The sequence below is a fragment of the Terasakiella sp. genome (genome assembly GCF_048267425.1).
Taxonomy (GTDB): Bacteria; Pseudomonadota; Alphaproteobacteria; order Rhodospirillales; family Terasakiellaceae; genus Terasakiella.
This window is the reverse complement of the sequence record NZ_JBLWXN010000001.1, coordinates 231,528-250,102: the sequence shown is the minus strand read 5'-3', so window position 1 is coordinate 250,102 and position 18,575 is coordinate 231,528. Positions and strand designations below refer to the sequence as shown.

Sequence of the window (18,575 nt, the reverse complement as noted above, 5' to 3'; positions counted from 1 at the left end):
GACCTTTATTCTTTGCACTTATCTTTTTCGGCATGGTATATGAAAGGAAACCATTTGTCAGAAGAAAAATAACCAGAAATTAATATATGATTATGAACGATAAAATTTCAGCTTGGGTCTTTGATTTGGACAATACCCTGTATCCGGCTTCAGCCAATGTTTTTGCGCAGGTGGATGTGAAAATGCGTGAATATGTGGCGCAATTTCTCAAAATTGATCAAGACGAAGCTCACCGCATTCAAAAGAGTTATTTCCGCGAATATGGGACAACCATGCGCGGCATGATGACCCATCACAATATGGATCCGGCACCGTTTTTGGACTACGTTCATAATATTGATGTGGACATGGTTCCGCCCTCACCGGCTTTGTCGGATGTTTTGGGCGAGTTATCCGGGAAGAAATATATCTTCACCAACGCCTCCACCGGACATGCCGAACGGATTTTGGCTCGGTTGGGGATTGCGCAGCATTTTGACGGTATCTTTGATATTGTGGATGCTGGCTATCAACCCAAACCAAACCCGGAAATCTATGATCTGTTTGTGGAGAAGTTTCAGATTGATCCACATACATCCATTATGGTGGAAGATATTGCGCGTAATCTGGAACCAGCCGCGGCCCTTGGTATGCAATGTCTATGGATCAAGACTGATACCAAATGGGGCAAAGACGGAGTGGGTGAACCCTACGTCCATTACGAAACGGATGATTTGGTGAGTTGGCTTCAGAGGGCCGTATAAGTCAGGAAAAAGACTTGGGCTGCACCGTATTTGCGCACATCGTTTTGTTCAAACCCGGCAGGCGGTTGCCAGTTTTCTTTTTTGGATGTTTCGACCACGCATAACGTGCCGGTTGTGATCCATCCTTTGGCAACCAACGCATTCAGGGCGATTTCGCTAAGACTTGATTTATAGGGCGCATCCATAAAAACCAAGGTGCAAGGCTCAGGTGCGGCCTGTGGGCTTGTCGCGTCAACACGCATGGCGTTGATTTCGTGACGGCTGCCCATATCCTTGGCATTGGTGCGCAAGCATTTCATGGCGGTTTCGGCGTGATCCATGAAGGTGACATGGGCGGCCCCGCGTGAAAAAGCTTCCAGCCCCAAGGCGCCTGTGCCGCAAAAAACATCAAGGACGCGTCCGCCGCGCAAAGCCCGACGGCCCCATGTTTGATGTTCTAAAATGTTAAAGATAGACTCGCGCGCCCGATCAGATGTCGGGCGGGTGTCCAATCCTTCTGGGGCACTGAGTTTGCGGCCCTTAAATTTACCGCCGACGATCCGCATTTGGTTTCTTTCCTTTGTTGGGGCCTTTGCTGTGGCCTTTTGTCTTTTTGTTGTTCTGATCTTTTTGCGGATCCTTACGTGGGCCTTTAAAGGCAGGCTTCGGTTTGGCTTGTGCAAAACCTTCTTTCTTTTCACCGCCTGATTTGCCAATGCCCGGTACTTTGCCTGCAAACCATTCGCTGAGTGCTTTGCGCGGGATTTCTTCCATTTCGCCGCGTGGCAGCTTACCCAACTGGACGGGCCCATAATCGGTACGGATCAGGCGGGAGACATCAAGCCCCAACGATTCCATAATTTTACGGACTTCGCGATTTTTACCTTCGCGAATGGAAATATTGATCCAGGCATTTGCCCCTTTTTGAATATCCAGCATAGCCTCGACAGGGCCATATTGAACACCATCAATGACCGGGCCTTCTTTTAAGGCGGCGAGTTCGTCTTCCTTGACCCGACCATGAACGCGCACGCGATAGCGTCGGACCATTGCGTTATCGGGTTTCTCCAGATAACGCGCGAGTTCCCCATCGTTGGTCAATAACAGCAAGCCTTCGGTATTGAAGTCCAGCCGACCAATAGAAATCACGCGCGGTGTTCCTTTGGGGAGCTGTTCAAAAACGGTCGGGCGGCCTTCCGGATCGTTGTGTGAGGTAATAATGCCGCGCGCTTTATGGTAGCGCCACAGGCGCGGCGGTTGTTTGTCGGGCAAGGCTTTGCCGTCCACTGTAATAATATTTGTGGTAACAACGTTTAAGGCCGGACTGTCGATTACTTGACCATCCACACTGACACGTCCATCAGCGATCATGCGTTCGGCTTCGCGGCGCGAACAAACGCCAGCGCGGGCCATAACTTTGGCGATGCGCTCGCCTTTTAACGTGAGTTTGTCGTCGCTCATATGCGTGCTGCCTCGATAAATGCGTCGAAGATTTTTTTGTCACCTTCGTCGATATGAAATTCAGGATGCCATTGCACGCCCAGACAGAACCGTTTTTCAGGGGCTTCAATCCCTTCCAGAACGCTATCGGGTGCAAGGGCGTTGATAATAACGCCTTCGGGTTTGTCGGCAACGGCCTGATGATGGGCGCTGTTGACATGCATTTCGTCTACACCAACGATCTCATGCAATAAGGTCCCGGCTTTAATACGTACAGCGTGACCGGCTTCGTTGCGTGGATTGGGTTGTTCGTGGGCAAGGCAATCGCTATAGCTATCCGGGATATGCTGGATCAACTTACCGCCCATGACCACATGCAGCAATTGTTGGCCTCCGCAAATACCCAAAATCGGCATGTCGCGCTTTAAGGCGCCTTCGGTCATGGCCCATTCAAATTGCGTGCGTTTGCCTTTTGTCACCACGGTGTCGTGAATATCAGATGCCCCATACATGGACGGGTCGACATCAAAGGCACCGCCGGTAATCAATAAACCGTCAATCAGGTCAAGATAGTGTTGTGCCAATTCCGGTTCGTGGGGCAGGGGAATAGGCAGGCCGCCGCTTTGGGCCACCGCGCCACAGTAATTTTCACGCAATGCATACCAGTCGAACTTGGAATAGGCGCTTTCGCCACCCGCTTCGCTGTCCATAGTAATGCCGATTAGTGGTGTTTTCATAGCTTCTGTATAAACATGGTATTATAGTCCTGTCTATGGACTATATGGATTTAGCGATAATCGAGGCCGAAAAGGCCGCCTTACGGGGGGAAGTCCCGATCGGTGCCGTTGTGGTTGATAGCCGAAACGGCGAAATATTGGCACGTGCAGGCAATCAGACCGAAGAAGAGAACGATCCGACGGCCCATGCTGAAATTGTGGCCTTGCGTCTTGCCGCCCACCATTTAGGTTCGCCCCGTTTACCCTATTGTGATCTCTATGTCACGCTTGAACCTTGTACGATGTGTGCAACAGCCATTTCTTTTGCGCGCATCCGTCGGCTTTATTTTGGGGCCTACGATCCCAAAGGCGGCGGCGTGGATCATGGGGCGCAATTTTACAACCAACCGACCTGTCATCATCGCCCTGATGTTTACGGCGGTTTGCGTGAAAATGAGTGTGCTTTGCTTCTCAGGTCGTTTTTTCAGGAGAAACGTGCATAATGCATGCCTGTTGGGTTGATTGAACAGTTGCCTAATTCCCGGCAATTTGTTATTTCGCCCGCAGACATTTTTTATCGGGAGGACGTTATGTCGGGCTATCGCACTACTTTGACTCATTTTCTTATTGAAGAACAGCGACGCCGACAGGGCGAAGGGGTGCTGACCCTTTTGCTGGCAGACGTTATGACGGCCTGTAAAACCATCTCTGATTTGGTGGATCATGGGGAACTGGCTGGCGCGCTGGGCTCATTGGGGACGGAAAACGTACAGGGCGAAGTGCAGAAGAAACTGGATGTACAGTCCAACGAGCTTTTTAAATTTTGTAATACAATCGGTGGACATCTGGCGGGCATGGCTTCGGAAGAAGAAGATGATATTGTCACGGTTCCAGCGGAATATCGCGGTCGCTACCTGTTGTTATTTGATCCGTTGGATGGGTCCTCCAATATTGATGTCAATGTTTCTGTCGGGTCTATTTTCTCGATCCTGCGTTGCCCGGACGGCATTGATCAGCCGACAGCGGAAGATTTCCTGCAACCGGGGACAGAGCAGGTTTGTGCCGGTTATACGGTCTACGGCCCCTCGACCATGCTGGTTTTGACCACAGGCAATGGCGTACACGGGTTCACGATGGATCGTAATGTGGGTGAATTTTTCCTGACGCACCCGGATATGAAAGTGCCGGAAGAAACCAAGGAATTTGCCATTAATATGTCGAACATGCGTCATTGGGAAGAACCTGTGCGCCGCTATATTGAAGAATGTCTGGCGGGTTCCACAGGCCCACGTGAAAAAGATTTCAATATGCGCTGGGTGGCTTCTATGGTGGCGGACGTGCACCGCATTATCAGTCGCGGTGGTGTCTTTATGTACCCGATTGATGAAAAAATTCGTGATAAAGGCGGCAAACTGCGCCTGATGTATGAAGCCAACCCCATGTCGTTTATTATTGAACAAGCCGGTGGGGCATCTTCAACGGGTCGCCAACGCATTTTGGAGGTTCAACCGTCTGAATTGCATCAACGTGTTCCGGTTATTTTAGGGTCGAAAAAAGAAGTTGAACGCATTGTTGGCTACCATCAGGAAGCAGATGCAACATAAAAAACCCTTATTATACATAAGGGTAAGAAAGACTCGGCGTGTACCGGGTCTTTTTTTGCTTAAAATATTGATTTTATAATCATTTCAATTATAATTTAACGATTAAAGATCGACTTTTCTGAGGCAAAAAAATGACCCAAAGCGATAGGGTGCCGGGTGGAGTTGCAAAAGATCTTTTGAGGGAATACGGATACCATGACGCAATATCTGTTATTTCAATGCGTCTGAAATCAAATCCACAGAAAGTGGATATGGAATTTTGGCTGGATGTTCTGGAACAATTGGACATGTGCAGCGACGCTTATTCATTGGAATCGGCGTATTCTCTTCATAAGCGTGCAGCAAACGGACAGCCGAGTTTATTGAAATACTAAATTTCCCTGATAGTGCAGTGCATGATGGGCAAAAAAAATCTGTGACTTGTGATGTGCTTTCATAAGGCTAGATGATGTTGCGTTGCGCAACGTATAAAAGGGCTCAAATAAACCGTCATTTTGTCGTATAGTTATACACGTAAAAATAAATAACGATATGTATTCTTAATCTATAGGGAGGGCCGGATTATGGAATATCAGTCTCGTTCCCCGCGTGTTGTCGCGGCGCATTTTTTTGCACAATATGGATACGATTATGCCTTGCAGCAAGTCTCAACCAACCTTGGGTGCGGGCAGGATGAATTGTTCTGGAAAAATGTTGTCGATATTTTGGAAGAACTTCGTGAGGATGACAGGCAGGGACAGCACCCTTGTGCGGCTTTGCCACCACGCAAGCAAAAGCCGGTTATGGCGAATAAACCAGCGCGTTCTCATCAGTGAAATATCAAAAAACACCCGCTTTTCATTATTTAGGAAAAGCGGGTGTTTGTTTTGAAAAAAGAACGGAAACGAAGGATTAATCGTCGCCCATTTTAAGGGCGGCGATGAAGGCGCTTTGCGGGATTTCCACTTTACCGAATTGACGCATTTTCTTCTTACCGGCTTTTTGTTTTTCCAGCAGTTTTTTCTTACGCGTGATGTCCCCGCCGTAACATTTGGCTGTTACGTCTTTGCGCATCGCGGAAATGGTTTCACGTGCGATGACTTTGCCACCGATGGCGCCTTGAATCGGAATTTTGAACAATTGGCGCGGGATCAGGTCTTTCAAACGGGAACAAACCTGACGGGCGCGTGATTCTGATTGACCGCGGTGGGCGATAAAGGCCAAGGCGTCAACGGGTTCAGCATTGACGAGAATGGAGACTTTAACCAGATCGCTTTCGCGGTATTCATCCACTTCGTAATCAAAGCTGGCGTACCCACGCGAGCAGGACTTCAATCGGTCATAAAAATCAAAGACGATTTCGTTCAACGGCAAGCGATAAACCGCCATTGCGCGCGCCCCAACGTAGGTCAGTTCGATTTGTTCACCGCGCCGTTCGGTACAAAGCTGCAAAACGGGGCCGAGATATTCGTCCGGGACCATGATTGTGGCTTTGATCCACGGTTCCTCAATGAAGTCGATTTTGGTTACGTCCGGCATATCGGCAGGATTATGCAGTTCTTGCAATTCTCCGCTGTTCATATGCAGTTTATAAACCACGGACGGCGACGTTGTAATCAGGTCAAGGTTATATTCACGTTCGAGACGTTCCTGAATAATTTCAAGGTGCAGAAGACCAAGGAAGCCACAGCGGAAACCAAAACCAAGCGCAGCAGAACTTTCCGGTTCGAAATGGAAAGAGGCATCGTTGAGGTGAAGCTTGCCAAGGGCATCGCGTAAATCTTCAAAATCGGCTGCATCAACCGGGAACAAACCACACCAAACCACAGGGGTGGAGGGTTTGAAGCCTGCGAGGGCTGTGGCTGCCGGTTTTTTGGTTTCTGTCACGGTATCCCCGACGGCGGCATCGGCTACGGATTTAATCGCTGCGGTGAAATAACCGACTTCACCGGGGGCAAGTTCCGCCAGTTTTTCCATTTTCGGGCGGAAACAACCGACCTGATCAATCTGGTGTTCGGTTTGGGTATTCATGAAGGTGACCTTCATGCCCCGTTTCATGGTGCCATCCACAATACGCACAAGGATCATAACGCCGAGATAGGGATCATACCAGCTATCAACAATAAGTGCTTTTAAAGGTGCATCCCGGTCACCTGTCGGGGCCGGAAGGGTGGTGACGATAGATTCCAGAACCTCGTCACAGTTTAACCCGGTTTTGGCAGAAACCAGCACCGCACCGCTGGCATCAATGCCGATCACGTCTTCGATCTGTTGCTGGATGCGTTCCGGTTCAGACGCCGGCAGGTCTGCTTTGTTGAGAACGGGGATAATTTCGTGATTGTTCTCAATCGCCTGATAGACGTTAGCCAAGGTTTGCGCTTCAACCCCTTGGGTGGAGTCAACGACCAGAAGGGATCCTTCACAGGCGGCTAATGAACGGCTGACTTCATAAGCAAAATCCACGTGACCGGGGGTGTCCATCAGATTGAGCTGATAGGTTTTGCCATCGTTCGCGGTATAATCAAGACGAACCGTTTGCGATTTGATGGTAATGCCGCGTTCGCGTTCAATATCCATGCTATCGAGCACCTGTTCCTGCATTTCCCGATCGCTCAGGCCACCGCATAAATGGATGAGACGATCCGCCAGCGTGGATTTGCCGTGATCGATATGGGCAATGATGGAAAAGTTGCGAATATGAGACAGGTCGGTCATGGATGTATCGCTTCAAAAAATGATAAAAACTCGAGCTTGGTATAAGGCTTTGTTGGCTTTGACGCAACAAAATCACGCGCTTAAACCGTAATTGTCTAAATCGGCTTTGAAATCAATAAACTGGTTATGTTTTATCAGCATAAGAAACAGGTTTACCATAATGTATTTGGGAGATGGTCATCCTTGTACAGCTTTCTAGTGTTGCAATTATATTGCAAATGCCGCATCTTTCGTGACACAAAAAAAGCTAAATAAAGCAAATATAGTCTAGGGAGATGGAAGGTGAACGACGAAACAGCGGTAGAGTCGCAAACGACCATGCGCGAAAATAAGACATCCGGCATTCAGGTCGAAGATGTCATTCAAAAGATTGCCATTGATGCGGGCGATATTGTGATCGAGATTGCAGATGTTGCAGGTAATATCGAAGACATCACCGCACGAATTAATAAACAGACCGATAGTTTTAATCTTGTTCGCGACGCCTCTGCGGCGATGGCGCAAGTGAAAAATGATATCGCAATGGCGACACAAACATCGCTGGAAGTGGCAGAACAAGCCAATGCCGATGTTTCCCAATCGCGACAAAACGTCGAAGTTTCCCTTGGGAATATTCAGACATTGGTTGATTTTGTGCGTCAGGTTGAAGAACGTCTCATTGGACTGAACGGCGCCTTGGAAGAAGTGCGTGACGTTTCCGGTGTCATTCAGAAAATCGCATCACAGACCAACTTGTTGGCTTTAAATGCAACGATCGAAGCCGCACGGGCCGGTGATGCGGGTAAAGGGTTTGCGGTTGTTGCGGGCGAAGTTAAAAATCTGGCGGAACAAACCGCCAAGGCAACGGAACAGATTGACCAGACATTGGAAGAGCTTGGATCACAAGTCGAGCTTTTAATGGGGGAAAGCGCCCACGGTGTGGAAAGTGCCGCACAGGCACAAGCCGGAACAAAAGATATCGGAGACGCGATTAATTTAGTCGGCAATGCGATTGCGAAAGTCGATGGGGAACTGGCCAATATCAATCAAGCTGCCTCTGCCATTGATGCGCATGTGGATGGGGTCGTGACGCAGCTTGAAGAAATGAGCTTGCGGGCCGAGGAAAACCGCACGGACTTAAGTGGGTGTAACGAACGGATCAGTAAGTTGCGCGATTTTGGGGCGGACTTGATCCAGTTGACCAACCAGCTTGGGGTGGAAACCGTTGATACCTTCTACATCAATCAGGTGGTGAGTGGCGCGCAAAAAGTTTCGCAGTTGCTTGAGGATGCGGTGGAACGTGGCGAGTTGCGCATGGAGAGCCTGTTTGATCGGGAATATCGCCAGATTGAAGGCACCAACCCACCACAATATAGCATTCAAAGTCTGGACTTTCTGGATAAGCATTTGCCGGATATCCAAGAACCCATTCAAGCTTCGGATAACAAAATTGTGTTCTCGGCCTGTGTGGACGTAAATGGTTATCTGCCTGTTCATAATTTGAATTTCTCGCAAGCTCAACGCCCCGGTGATATCGACTGGAATACAGCCAATTGCCGCAATCGGATGATCTTTAATGATCGTGTTGGGTTGGCGGCAGGCGAAAACGAAAAACCGTTTCTTGTGCAAGCCTATCGCCGTGATATGGGCGGGGGCAATTATGTGATGATGAAAGATGTAAGCGCACCGATTTTTGTGAAAGGTAAACATTGGGGCGGTATGCGTACAGGCTATAAATTATAAATGATAGAACGTTTAGGGACTGGCAAAGCCCCTAAACTGTCATTCCCGACCCTGATCGGGGATCCATATTTATCGCATGAGAAATATATAATTCATTGATTTCAAATGGATCCCGCATCAGGTGCGGGATGGCAGCTTTTGATTGACGATTTATCCAAAATATTTTGTCAGCAGTCTGACAAGGAGGGAGCAAGACCCTCCTTGTTTTTTTTATGTGATCCCTTTAAGAATGAAACAAAGATGCAATAACTGAGGGAATGCAGATGGTTGATGGACCGATGCACACATATCGCGAACATATTCAGAAAGGCGATATTCATCCCGATACGGCACAGGAACTGGCCGTGGAAAAGCTGCAGCTTCTTCACCATGCTTTGAAATCCTATGAACCAAATAGCGGGGAAAGTGGTTGGCGCGCCCGATTTGGTCTAGGGCGTCGCAAAGAAGCCGCTACACCGCCGCAAGGCTTGTATATGTATGGTGAAGTGGGCCGGGGTAAATCCATGTTGATGGATTTATTCTACGATACGGCCCCCGTAAAACTGAAACGTCGTGTGCATTTCCATGAATTTATGCGCGAAGTCCATGACCGGTTGAAACAGATCCGCGAAGACAAGCTGGACAAAAAAGAGGATGCAATTGTCGTTCTCGCCGGACAGTTGACCGATGAAGCGTGGTTATTGTGTTTTGATGAATTGCAAGTCACCAATATTGCGGATGCGATGATTTTGGGGCGTTTGTTCCGAACCCTTTTTGAAAAAGGCGTGGTGGTTGTGGCAACTTCAAACCGTGTGCCGGACGATTTGTATAAAAACGGCTTGCAACGCGACCGCTTTTTACCTTCCATCGATATGTTGAAACAAAAGCTTGATGTCATGGAACTGGCAAGCCCGACGGATTATCGGTTGGGGCGTGAAAGCGGCGAGCATACCTACTTCTACCCCTTGGATATGGATGCGCGCGACCAATTGCATGCTCAATTTGAGGACATGACGCAAGGGCAATCCAAAAATGATTATGTGATTGTGAAATCACGTCAGGTTGATGTGCCGAAACGATATGAACGGATTGCATTTTTTACCTTCAATGATCTGTGCGTCAAACCTTATGGCGCAAATGTTTATCTGGAGCTTGCCAGCTTGTTTGATGTGATTTTTGTTGAGGGCATTCCCGTTCTCAGCCCTAAAAACCGCAATGAAGCTGAACGTTTTGTCCATTTAATTGATGCGCTTTACGAACATAAAGTCAAACTTGTGTGCTCTGCAGCAGCGTTGCCGGATAAACTTTATCCCGAAGGCGATGGCGCCTTTGAATTTCAGCGCACGGTTTCGCGCCTGATGGAGATGCAGTCCGAAGATTATTTAAGCGCCGAACATTTGACTTAAAGGTCAGTAGAAGCCCAATAGAATCGGTTGTTTCAATGTTGGCTGCGTGAAAGGCATAACAACAGGATTCGCGCATGCGCAAATAGGGGGCAGTGCATGCGTGCCATGCATGGTATCACCACCATCGGTTTATGTTGCACCACAGCATAAACGCACGAAATATTATTAAACCCTAGAGGTTCTCTCGCTTTTCGAAAATTTCAGACATGGTCTTACCATTGCCTTGTGCTCTTGGTAAGACCACTCAGGCATAAAGTCTAGGGTTTCTGCGGGGTTAAGCAACGATCTTTTTGGAAACAATCCTTGCTCTAAGTCAAGAAACACGGTACTAACCTCGGACGGGTTTTTGGACTTTGATCTCGAATTCCATCGGGGTAAAGTTCAGCTTTATTTATTTAACCGGATCGAGGGAAAATTCTCCATGGCACGGAACAAGATTGCGTTAATCGGCGCTGGTAATATCGGCGGTACACTGGCTCACCTGGCAGGTCTGAAAGAATTGGGCGACGTTGTCCTTTTTGACATTGCAGACGGCATCCCCCAAGGTAAAGCACTGGACATTGCTGAATCATCACCTGTTGATTGTTTCAACGCATCATTCTCAGGCACAACTGACTACAAAGACATTGAAGGTGCAGACGTTGTCATCGTAACGGCGGGCGTTCCGCGCAAGCCGGGCATGAGCCGCGACGACCTGATCGGCATCAACGCTTCTGTAATGAAGTCTGTTGGTGAAGGTATCAAACAATATGCACCGAATGCTTTCGTTATCTGCATCACCAACCCGCTCGACGCGATGGTTTGGGCGCTGCGCGAAGTTTCCGGTTTGCCGCACAACAAAGTTGTCGGTATGGCTGGTGTTCTGGACTCTGCACGCTTCCGCTACTTCTTGGCTGAAGAATTCAACGTCTCTGTTGAAGATGTGACAGCGTTCGTTCTGGGTGGTCACGGCGATACAATGGTACCGCTGGAGCGTTACTCTGCCGTTGCCGGTATCCCGGTTCCTGATCTGATCGAAATGGGTTGGACCACACGTGAGAAAATGGACGAAATCGTTCAGCGCACACGTGATGGCGGTGCCGAAATCGTTGGCCTGCTGAAAACCGGTTCTGCGTTCTACGCTCCGGCTTCTTCTGCCATCCAAATGGCTGAAGCTTACCTGAAAGATCAACGTCGCCTGCTGCCGTGTGCGGCTTGGGTTGACGGTGGCAAGTACGGTCAAGACGGTATCTACGTCGGTGTTCCGACAATCATCGGTGCCAACGGTATCGAAGAAGTTGTCGAGATCAAACTGAACGACGATGAACAAGCTATGTTTGACAATTCAATCAACGCCGTGAAAGGCCTGATTGAAGCGACAAAAGAGCAAATGGCAAAAGCTGACTAATCAGCATGCATTCGGGGCGACCCTTACAGTCGCCCCGTTCCTTTGTGGGGAAAAAGTTTAAGAACTCCCATAAAAAAAGAGAGTTTTCTCAAAATTGAGGCAAAGCAAAGATGAATATTCATGAATATCAAGCTAAGCAGCTTCTGAAACAGTATGGTGTGACTGTACTGAATGGCGGTGTGGCTTACACAGCTGAAGAAGCGCGCGCAGAAGCGGAAAAACTGGGTGGTCCGGTTTTTGTCGTAAAATCCCAAATCCACGCCGGTGGCCGTGGTAAAGGTAAATTTAAAGAAGCAGACGCTGGCGAAGCCGGTGGTGTTCGCGTTGTCAAATCTGTTGACGAAGTCGAAGCAAACGCAAAACAAATGCTTGGCAACACACTGGTGACACACCAGTCTGGTGCAGAAGGTAAAGAAGTTAAGCGCGTTTACATCGAAGACGGTTGTGACATCGCTTCCGAACTTTATCTCGCGTTCTTGATCGACCGTGCAACCTCTCGTGTGACCATCATGGCCTCCACAGAAGGCGGTATGGATATTGAAGAAGTTGCAGCTTCCACACCCGAAAAAATTCTGACCGTTGCGATCGACCCGGCAACAGGCATTATGCCGTTCCACACTCGTCAGGTTGCTTTTGGTCTGGGCCTGAAAGGCGCACAAATCAAGTCTTGTGCTAAGTTCCTTGCTGGTATGTATAAAGCGTTCATCGAGCTGGATGCGTCTATGGTTGAGATCAACCCGCTGGTTGTGACCGGTGCAGACGATCTGGTTGCACTGGATGCGAAAATGAACTTCGATTCAAACGCTCTCTACCGTCAAAAAGCGGTTGAAGAAATGCGCGACGAAGACGAAGAAGATGCGATGGAACTGGAAGCTTCCAAGCATGACCTCAACTACATCAAACTTGATGGAACAATCGGTTGTATGGTGAACGGTGCTGGTCTTGCGATGGGTACAATGGACATCATTAAACTGTACGGCGGTGAGCCGGCAAACTTCCTCGACGTTGGTGGCGGGGCGACGAAAGAGCGCGTGACAGAAGCCTTTAAATTGATCCTGTCCGACCCGAACGTTGAAGGCATTCTTGTCAACATCTTCGGTGGTATCATGCGTTGTGACGTGATTGCAGACGGCGTTGTTGCTGCTGCACGCGAAGTTTCTTTGAACGTGCCGCTCGTTGTACGTCTTGAAGGGACAAACGTAGACCAAGGTAAGAAAATTCTTTCTGAATCCGGTCTGCCGATCATCACTGCTGATAACCTTGCTGACGCGGCAGAAAAAGTCGTGAAAGCTGTGAAGGAGGCTGCATAACATGGCCGTTCTGATTAATAAAGATACCAAAGTCATCTGTCAGGGTTTTACTGGCGCACAAGGTACTTTCCACTCTGAACAAGCGATTGCTTACGGGACACAAATGGTCGGTGGTGTTACACCGGGCAAAGGCGGTTCCACTCACCTTGATCTGCCGGTTTTCGACACGGTTGCTGATGCACGTGAAAAAACAGGTGCAAACGCATCTGTGATTTACGTTCCGCCGCCGTTCGCAGCCGATGCGATTTTGGAAGCGATTGATGCTGAAATCGAACTGGCTGTTTGTATCACCGAAGGTATTCCGGTGATGGATATGGTGAAGGTAAAACGTGCGTTGGCAAATTCCAAAACACGTCTTGTCGGCCCGAACTGCCCGGGTGTCATCACACCGGGTGAATGTAAAATCGGTATTATGCCGGGTCACATTCACAAACGCGGTTCTGTTGGTATCGTTTCACGTTCCGGTACATTGACTTACGAAGCTGTTGCACAAACAACGGCAGCGGGCATGGGTCAATCTACTTGTATCGGTATCGGTGGTGATCCGGTTAACGGCACAAACTTCATTGATTGTCTGGAAATGTTCCTGGGTGATGATGAAACAGAATCCATCGTTATGATCGGTGAAATTGGCGGCACGGCTGAGGAAGAAGCTTGTGAATTCCTCAAGCAGTCCAAAATTAAGAAACCGGTTGTTGGCTTTATCGCAGGCGTGACTGCACCTCCGGGTAAACGTATGGGCCATGCTGGTGCCATCATTTCCGGCGGTCAAGGTACGGCTGATGCCAAAATGGAAGCAATGAAGTCTGCCGGCGTTGCCGTTGCTGACTCACCGGCTTCTATCGGTAGCACAATGGTTAAACTGTTAAACGGTTAATCGTTGTTGGGAGCGGCTCTTGCCGCTCCAAATCCTAGTCTTGGGAGTTAGGGTGCGGGATCACCGTTAAGAAGTGAACCGCACCCCTCTAGGGAAGAAAAAATATGGTTGATACCCCCGAAACAATCCTGAATGGCCAAAATACTGTCTATCTGGCAGAACTTTACGCCCGTTATATGAGGGACCCGTCCTCTGTTGATCAGAGTTGGGTGTCCTTTTTCTCCGGATTGCGCGCTGAAGGTCTGGAAGCACTGCAAGACCTGAGCGGTCCGAGTTGGAACAAACCGAGCCACGGCGTCGTCAATACGGGTGCAACATCCGTCACGGCACCGGTTGCATCTGCACAGCCACAGGCGGGTGCGGTTTATGCACAGGCTGATGAAGACGCGATCCGCGCCGCAACGATGGACTCCATCCGCGCGTTGATGCTGATCCGTTCTTACCGCGTACGCGGTCACCTTATCGCTCGATTTGACCCACTGGGGATCGAGGGTAACGACTATCACCCGGAACTGGATCCGAAATCATACGGTTTCACCGATGCAGATATGGACCGTCCGATCTTTATCGATTTTGTGCTGGGGCTGGAAACGGCTTCATTGCGCGAGATCGTGGAAAAAGTTCAATCCACATACTGCCGTCATATCGGTGTGGAATTTATGCACATTCAGGAACCGGAAGAGAAAGCCTGGATCCAGCGTCGCATCGAATCCACTGAAAACCAGTCTGCCTTTACCGTAAAAGGCAAACAGGCAATTTTGGAACGTTTGACCGAAGCCGAAGGCTTTGAACAATTCCTTGATAAAAAATACACAGGGACAAAACGTTTCGGTCTGGAAGGCGGCGAAGCCCTTATTCCTGCGATGGAACAGATCCTGAAACGCGGGGCGCAGCTGGGTTTGAAAGAAGTTGTTCTGGGGATGCCACACCGCGGTCGTTTGAACGTTTTGACCAATGTGATGCACAAGCCGTTTCGCGCGCTGTTCTCGGAATTTCAGGGTAATTCATCCAACCCGGATGATGTCGAAGGTTCAGGGGATGTGAAATATCACCTCGGGACATCTGCGGACCGTGAATTTGATGGCAACACCGTTCACTTGTCTTTGACTGCAAACCCGTCTCACCTTGAACTGGTCAACCCGGTTGTCCACGGGAAGGTACGTGCTAAACAGGAACAACTCGGTGATACAGACCGCCGTCAGGTTATGCCGTTGTTGTTACACGGTGATGCGGCTTATTCCGGTCAGGGGATTGTGCCGGAAGGCCATGCCATGTCGGGTCTGCGCGGTTATAAAGTTGGCGGGACCATTCATATCATCGTCAACAACCAGATCGGTTTTACAACGGCCCCGCATTATTCGCGTTCCAGCCAATATCCGTCTGATGTTGCCAAGATGGTACAGGCACCGATTTTCCACGTAAACGGGGATGATCCGGAAGCTGTGGTTCACGTGGCCCGTATTGCAACCGAATACCGTCAGGAATTTGGTAAAGACGTGGTCATCGATATGTTCTGTTATCGCCGTCACGGTCATAACGAGTCGGATGAACCGATGTTCACCAACCCGCATATGTATAAAGTGATCAAGGCGCAGAAAACCACGCGCGAACTTTATGCAGAGCGTCTGGTTGCTGAAAAAGTTCTGAGTGAACAACAGGTTCAAGATATCTACGACGATTTCAAAGGTCGTCTGGAAGAGGAATTTCAGGCGGGTACGGCCTATAAGCCGAACAAGGCCGATTGGTTCGAAGGTAAATGGCAAGGGTTTGCCAATGCCAAGGGCGAAGAGGAATTCCGTAATGAAGATACCTCTGTTTCCGAAGAATTGTTGAAAGAAGTCGGTAAAGCCATTTCTACGGCGCCCGATAACTTTAATGTGAATAAGAAGGTTGAACGCCAGCTGAAAGCCAAGTCCAAAATGATCGAGACCGGCGAAGGGATCGATTGGGCAACTGCTGAAGCCTTGGCCTTTGGTTCTCTTTTGGTGGAAGGGCACAAGGTTCGCCTGTCTGGTCAGGATTGCGGTCGCGGGACATTCTCCCAACGTCATAGCGTGATCGTGGATCAGGAAAGCGAAGAACGCTACCGTCCGCTGAACAGTATTCGTGAAGAACAAGGCGATTATGAAGTTATCGACAGTCCGCTGATCGAGTTGTCTGTTCTTGGTTTTGAATACGGTTATTCATTGGCAGAACCCAATGCTTTGGTCATGTGGGAAGCCCAGTTTGGCGATTTTGCCAACGGTGCCCAGATGATTATCGACCAGTTCATCTCAAGTGGTGAATCCAAATGGTTGCGTCTGTCCGGTTTGACCATGTTGTTGCCGCATGGCTACGAAGGTCAAGGTCCGGAACACTCATCCGCGCGCCCGGAACGTTATCTGCAACTGTGTGCCGAAGACAACTGGCAAGTTCTGAACGTGTCCACACCGGCGAACTATTTCCACGCCCTGCGTCGTCAGTTGTGCCGCAACTTCCGCAAACCTTTGGTGATCTTTACGCCGAAGTCTTTGTTGCGTCACAAACTGTGTCAAAGCACACTGTCTGAATTTATGACAGGTTCTGCCTTCCAGCGTGTTATTGGTGAAACCGACAAGCTGGTGGCGAATGACAAGATCAAGCGGGTCGTTCTGTGTACAGGTAAGGTTTACTATGACCTGTTGCAAACGCGCCGTGACAAAGGGATCGACGATGTTGTCATCGTTCGTGTCGAACAGCTTTATCCTTGGCCGAAAGAGTCCATTAAGGAAGAGTTGGCGAAATATCCCAATGCCGACATGGTCTGGTGTCAGGAAGAACCCGCAAACATGGGCTATTGGACGTTTGTCTTCCCGCGTTTGCTTTATATCTGTCAAGAATTGGGTATGAAGGGTGGCTTCCCGGGTTATTCCGGTCGCCGTGCATCTGCATCGCCTGCAACGGGCCTGAACAAGGTTCACGTTGCCGAACAACAGTTCCTGGTTGACGAAGCATTGGCTGGCAAGCTGGAAAGCCTGCCGACACCATTTGCGCGTGAAACCAAAATGGCTGCATCTAAACTATAAGAGTTGTGAGGAAACAAATGGCCACAGAAATTACTGTTCCTGCTTTGGGTGAATCCGTATCGGAAGGTACGGTTTCAAAGTGGCTCAAAAATATCGGCGACACAGTCGCTGTTGACGAACCGCTTGTTGAGCTGGAAACAGACAAAGTCACTGTCGAAGTACCGTCGCCTGTTGCGGGTACTTTGGTTGAAATCGTTGCCGCAGAAGACTCCGACGTGGAAGTGGGTGCGGTCCTGTGTATGGTGGGTGAAGCGGGTGAAACCGTTGCGGCTGCTCCGGCCGCTGCTGCTCCTGCTGCCAGCGAGGCTCCTGCACAAGAGGCTTCTGCCGGTACGGGTGAAACGGTGGATATCGTTATCCCGGCAATGGGTGAATCGGTTACCGAAGGCACAATTTCCAGCTGGCTGAAAAAAGTCGGTGAAGAAGTTGCTGTTGATGAAGCCCTGTGTGAAGTCGAAACCGATAAAGTAACTGCTGAACTGCCGTCACCGGCAGCCGGTGTGCTGGTTGAGATTATCGCGGGCGAAGAGACAGACGTTGAAGTCGGTACGGTTGTTGGTCGTATTGCTGTTGGTGCAACGGCTGGTGCGGCGGCACCGGCATCCAGTGCAGCCCCGGCGAAAAGCGCGCCTGCGGCTTCGGCTCCGGCAGCTGCGGCAAATACGTCCCTGCCTCTGGCTCCTGCGGTTCGCAAGCTGGTTGAAGAAAACGGCCTTGATGCTGCGAAAATTCCTGCAACAGGGAAAGACGGTCGCTTGGTGAAGGGCGATGTTCTCGCCTATATCGAAAGCGGTCAGGCTGCAAAAGACAAAGCGGCGGCGGCGAAACCGGCTCCTGCTGCAGCACCTGCGGCGGCTCCGGCCCCGGCGGCTGCACCGGCTGCGTCTTCGACACCAAACGGGGCGATGATCCCGCCGCGTCCGCAAGGTCCGCGTGAAGAACGTGTCAAAATGACCCGTCTTCGCAAGGTGATTGCATCTCGCTTGAAAGAAGCACAGAACACAGCGGCGATCTTGACCACTTGGAACGAAGTGGACATGACCGGTGTCTTGGAAATGCGCAAGCAATATAAAGACGGTTTTGAGAAAAAACACGGTGTGAAGCTTGGCTTCATGGGTATTTTCACAAAAGCCTGTGTGACAGCTCTGCGTGAATGGCCTGCCGTGAATGCGGAAATCGACGGTGACGAAATCGTTTATAAAAACCATTACGATGTCGGGATCGCCGTTGGCTCTCCGACGGGTCTGGTGGTGCCGGTTGTGCGTGATTGTGATGAAAAATCACTGGCACAAATCGAAGGCGATATCGTGGACTACGGCAAACGCGCCCGCGCCGGTTCATTGACAATGGACGAAATGATGGGGGGAACCTTTACCATTTCTAACGGTGGTGTGTTTGGTTCCTTGTTGTCTGCACCGATCCTGAACCGTCCGCAATCTGCGATTTTGGGTATGCACAAAACGCAAATGCGCCCGATGGTGATGCCGGATGGTTCCATTCAGGCACGCCCGATGATGTATCTGGCCTTGTCTTATGACCACCGTATCATTGATGGTCGCGAGGCAGTCAGCTTCCTTGTACGTGTCAAGGAATGTCTGGAAGATCCGCAGCGCATCCTGCTGGACGCCTAAGCGTTAAAGAAATAAAGCGGGGGTCGGCAGTGTGTCGGCTCCC

The 18,575-nt window shown here is 49.7% G+C and carries 16 protein-coding genes; 12 read left to right on the top strand and 4 right to left on the bottom strand.

Annotated features, from left to right (window positions below; all coding sequences use genetic code 11):
* Positions 1 to 92 precede the first annotated feature (92 nt).
* Positions 93 to 743 (top strand): pyrimidine 5'-nucleotidase, encoded by a 651-nt coding sequence (locus ACN0VA_RS01135; protein WP_417819359.1) that lies wholly within the window; start codon positions 93 to 95, stop codon positions 741 to 743.
* On the opposite strand, the gene rsmD is transcribed toward ACN0VA_RS01135, so the two are convergent.
* Genes rsmD through ACN0VA_RS01120 form a run of 3 tightly spaced genes read right to left on the bottom strand, consistent with a single transcriptional unit; the run spans position 728 to position 2,899 of the window.
* Positions 728 to 1,288: a 16S rRNA (guanine(966)-N(2))-methyltransferase RsmD gene (gene rsmD, locus ACN0VA_RS01130; protein WP_417819358.1), complete on the bottom strand. Its 561-nt coding sequence runs from the start codon at positions 1,286 to 1,288 to the stop codon at positions 728 to 730. The genes ACN0VA_RS01135 and rsmD overlap by 16 nt on opposite strands.
* Complete coding sequence (locus ACN0VA_RS01125) at positions 1,269 to 2,183, bottom strand: pseudouridine synthase (protein ID WP_417819357.1); 915 nt, start codon at positions 2,181 to 2,183, stop codon at positions 1,269 to 1,271. Before ACN0VA_RS01125 ends, rsmD begins: the two co-directional genes overlap by 20 nt.
* A complete protein-coding gene (locus ACN0VA_RS01120) occupies positions 2,180 to 2,899 on the bottom strand; it encodes a gamma-glutamyl-gamma-aminobutyrate hydrolase family protein (protein WP_417819356.1) in 720 nt (239 codons plus the stop codon). Before ACN0VA_RS01120 ends, ACN0VA_RS01125 begins: the two co-directional genes overlap by 4 nt.
* A gap of 44 nt (positions 2,900 to 2,943) precedes the next feature.
* On the opposite strand from ACN0VA_RS01120, the gene ACN0VA_RS01115 reads away from it, so the two are divergent.
* The 4 genes from ACN0VA_RS01115 to ACN0VA_RS01100 all read left to right on the top strand — a co-directional run bounded on the left by ACN0VA_RS01115 (position 2,944) and on the right by ACN0VA_RS01100 (position 5,297).
* Positions 2,944 to 3,381, top strand: coding sequence for a nucleoside deaminase (locus ACN0VA_RS01115; protein WP_417819355.1), 438 nt, complete (start codon positions 2,944 to 2,946; stop codon positions 3,379 to 3,381).
* Between the two features lie 87 nt (positions 3,382 to 3,468).
* Positions 3,469 to 4,482: a class 1 fructose-bisphosphatase gene (locus tag ACN0VA_RS01110; RefSeq protein ID WP_417819354.1), complete on the top strand. Its 1,014-nt coding sequence runs from the start codon at positions 3,469 to 3,471 to the stop codon at positions 4,480 to 4,482.
* 131 nt (positions 4,483 to 4,613) lie between these two features.
* Positions 4,614 to 4,856 carry a hypothetical protein gene (locus ACN0VA_RS01105; protein ID WP_417819353.1) on the top strand — a complete coding sequence of 81 codons (243 nt, stop codon included), beginning with the start codon at positions 4,614 to 4,616 and terminating at the stop codon, positions 4,854 to 4,856.
* Between the two features lie 189 nt (positions 4,857 to 5,045).
* On the top strand, positions 5,046 to 5,297 hold the full coding sequence (locus ACN0VA_RS01100; RefSeq protein ID WP_417819352.1) for a hypothetical protein: 252 nt from the start codon (positions 5,046 to 5,048) through the stop codon (positions 5,295 to 5,297).
* A gap of 76 nt (positions 5,298 to 5,373) precedes the next feature.
* Here ACN0VA_RS01100 and lepA read toward each other — a convergent pair whose 3' ends face one another.
* Complete coding sequence (lepA, locus tag ACN0VA_RS01095) at positions 5,374 to 7,176, bottom strand: translation elongation factor 4 (RefSeq protein ID WP_417819351.1); 1,803 nt, start codon at positions 7,174 to 7,176, stop codon at positions 5,374 to 5,376.
* Between the two features lie 282 nt (positions 7,177 to 7,458).
* On the opposite strand from lepA, the gene ACN0VA_RS01090 reads away from it, so the two are divergent.
* The 7 genes from ACN0VA_RS01090 (at position 7,459) to odhB (ending at position 18,532) form a co-directional block, all read left to right on the top strand.
* Positions 7,459 to 8,898 carry a methyl-accepting chemotaxis protein gene (locus tag ACN0VA_RS01090; RefSeq protein WP_417819350.1) on the top strand — a complete coding sequence of 480 codons (1,440 nt, stop codon included), beginning with the start codon at positions 7,459 to 7,461 and terminating at the stop codon, positions 8,896 to 8,898.
* A gap of 263 nt (positions 8,899 to 9,161) precedes the next feature.
* Entirely contained in the window at positions 9,162 to 10,283 is a 1,122-nt protein-coding gene (gene zapE / locus ACN0VA_RS01085) for a cell division protein ZapE (protein ID WP_417819349.1), read from the top strand.
* A 421-nt stretch (positions 10,284 to 10,704) separates the two neighbouring features.
* Positions 10,705 to 11,670, top strand: coding sequence for a malate dehydrogenase (gene mdh / locus ACN0VA_RS01080; RefSeq protein WP_417819348.1), 966 nt, complete (start codon positions 10,705 to 10,707; stop codon positions 11,668 to 11,670).
* A 110-nt stretch (positions 11,671 to 11,780) separates the two neighbouring features.
* A complete protein-coding gene (sucC, locus tag ACN0VA_RS01075) occupies positions 11,781 to 12,980 on the top strand; it encodes an ADP-forming succinate--CoA ligase subunit beta (protein WP_417819347.1) in 1,200 nt (399 codons plus the stop codon).
* Between the two features lies 1 nt (position 12,981).
* Positions 12,982 to 13,857 (top strand): succinate--CoA ligase subunit alpha, encoded by an 876-nt coding sequence (gene sucD / locus ACN0VA_RS01070; protein WP_188660624.1) that lies wholly within the window; start codon positions 12,982 to 12,984, stop codon positions 13,855 to 13,857.
* Between the two features lie 104 nt (positions 13,858 to 13,961).
* A complete protein-coding gene (locus ACN0VA_RS01065) occupies positions 13,962 to 16,901 on the top strand; it encodes a 2-oxoglutarate dehydrogenase E1 component (RefSeq protein ID WP_417819346.1) in 2,940 nt (979 codons plus the stop codon).
* A 17-nt stretch (positions 16,902 to 16,918) separates the two neighbouring features.
* Positions 16,919 to 18,532 carry a 2-oxoglutarate dehydrogenase complex dihydrolipoyllysine-residue succinyltransferase gene (odhB, locus tag ACN0VA_RS01060; RefSeq protein ID WP_417819345.1) on the top strand — a complete coding sequence of 538 codons (1,614 nt, stop codon included), beginning with the start codon at positions 16,919 to 16,921 and terminating at the stop codon, positions 18,530 to 18,532.
* Positions 18,533 to 18,575 lie beyond the last annotated feature (43 nt).

Bases quoted from the DNA above. Each gene is read 5' to 3' on its own strand.
- ACN0VA_RS01135 (WP_417819359.1), top strand. From the start codon at position 93: ATGAACGATAAAATTTCAGCTTGGGTCTTTGATTTGGACAATACCCTG.
- rsmD (WP_417819358.1), bottom strand. From the start codon at position 1,288: ATGCGGATCGTCGGCGGTAAATTTAAGGGCCGCAAACTCAGTGCCCCA.
- ACN0VA_RS01125 (WP_417819357.1), bottom strand. From the start codon at position 2,183: ATGAGCGACGACAAACTCACGTTAAAAGGCGAGCGCATCGCCAAAGTT.
- ACN0VA_RS01120 (WP_417819356.1), bottom strand. From the start codon at position 2,899: ATGAAAACACCACTAATCGGCATTACTATGGACAGCGAAGCGGGTGGC.
- ACN0VA_RS01115 (WP_417819355.1), top strand. From the start codon at position 2,944: ATGGATTTAGCGATAATCGAGGCCGAAAAGGCCGCCTTACGGGGGGAA.
- ACN0VA_RS01110 (WP_417819354.1), top strand. From the start codon at position 3,469: ATGTCGGGCTATCGCACTACTTTGACTCATTTTCTTATTGAAGAACAG.
- ACN0VA_RS01105 (WP_417819353.1), top strand. From the start codon at position 4,614: ATGACCCAAAGCGATAGGGTGCCGGGTGGAGTTGCAAAAGATCTTTTG.
- ACN0VA_RS01100 (WP_417819352.1), top strand. From the start codon at position 5,046: ATGGAATATCAGTCTCGTTCCCCGCGTGTTGTCGCGGCGCATTTTTTT.
- lepA (WP_417819351.1), bottom strand. From the start codon at position 7,176: ATGACCGACCTGTCTCATATTCGCAACTTTTCCATCATTGCCCATATC.
- zapE (WP_417819349.1), top strand. From the start codon at position 9,162: ATGGTTGATGGACCGATGCACACATATCGCGAACATATTCAGAAAGGC.
- mdh (WP_417819348.1), top strand. From the start codon at position 10,705: ATGGCACGGAACAAGATTGCGTTAATCGGCGCTGGTAATATCGGCGGT.
- sucC (WP_417819347.1), top strand. From the start codon at position 11,781: ATGAATATTCATGAATATCAAGCTAAGCAGCTTCTGAAACAGTATGGT.
- sucD (WP_188660624.1), top strand. From the start codon at position 12,982: ATGGCCGTTCTGATTAATAAAGATACCAAAGTCATCTGTCAGGGTTTT.
- ACN0VA_RS01065 (WP_417819346.1), top strand. From the start codon at position 13,962: ATGGTTGATACCCCCGAAACAATCCTGAATGGCCAAAATACTGTCTAT.
- odhB (WP_417819345.1), top strand. From the start codon at position 16,919: ATGGCCACAGAAATTACTGTTCCTGCTTTGGGTGAATCCGTATCGGAA.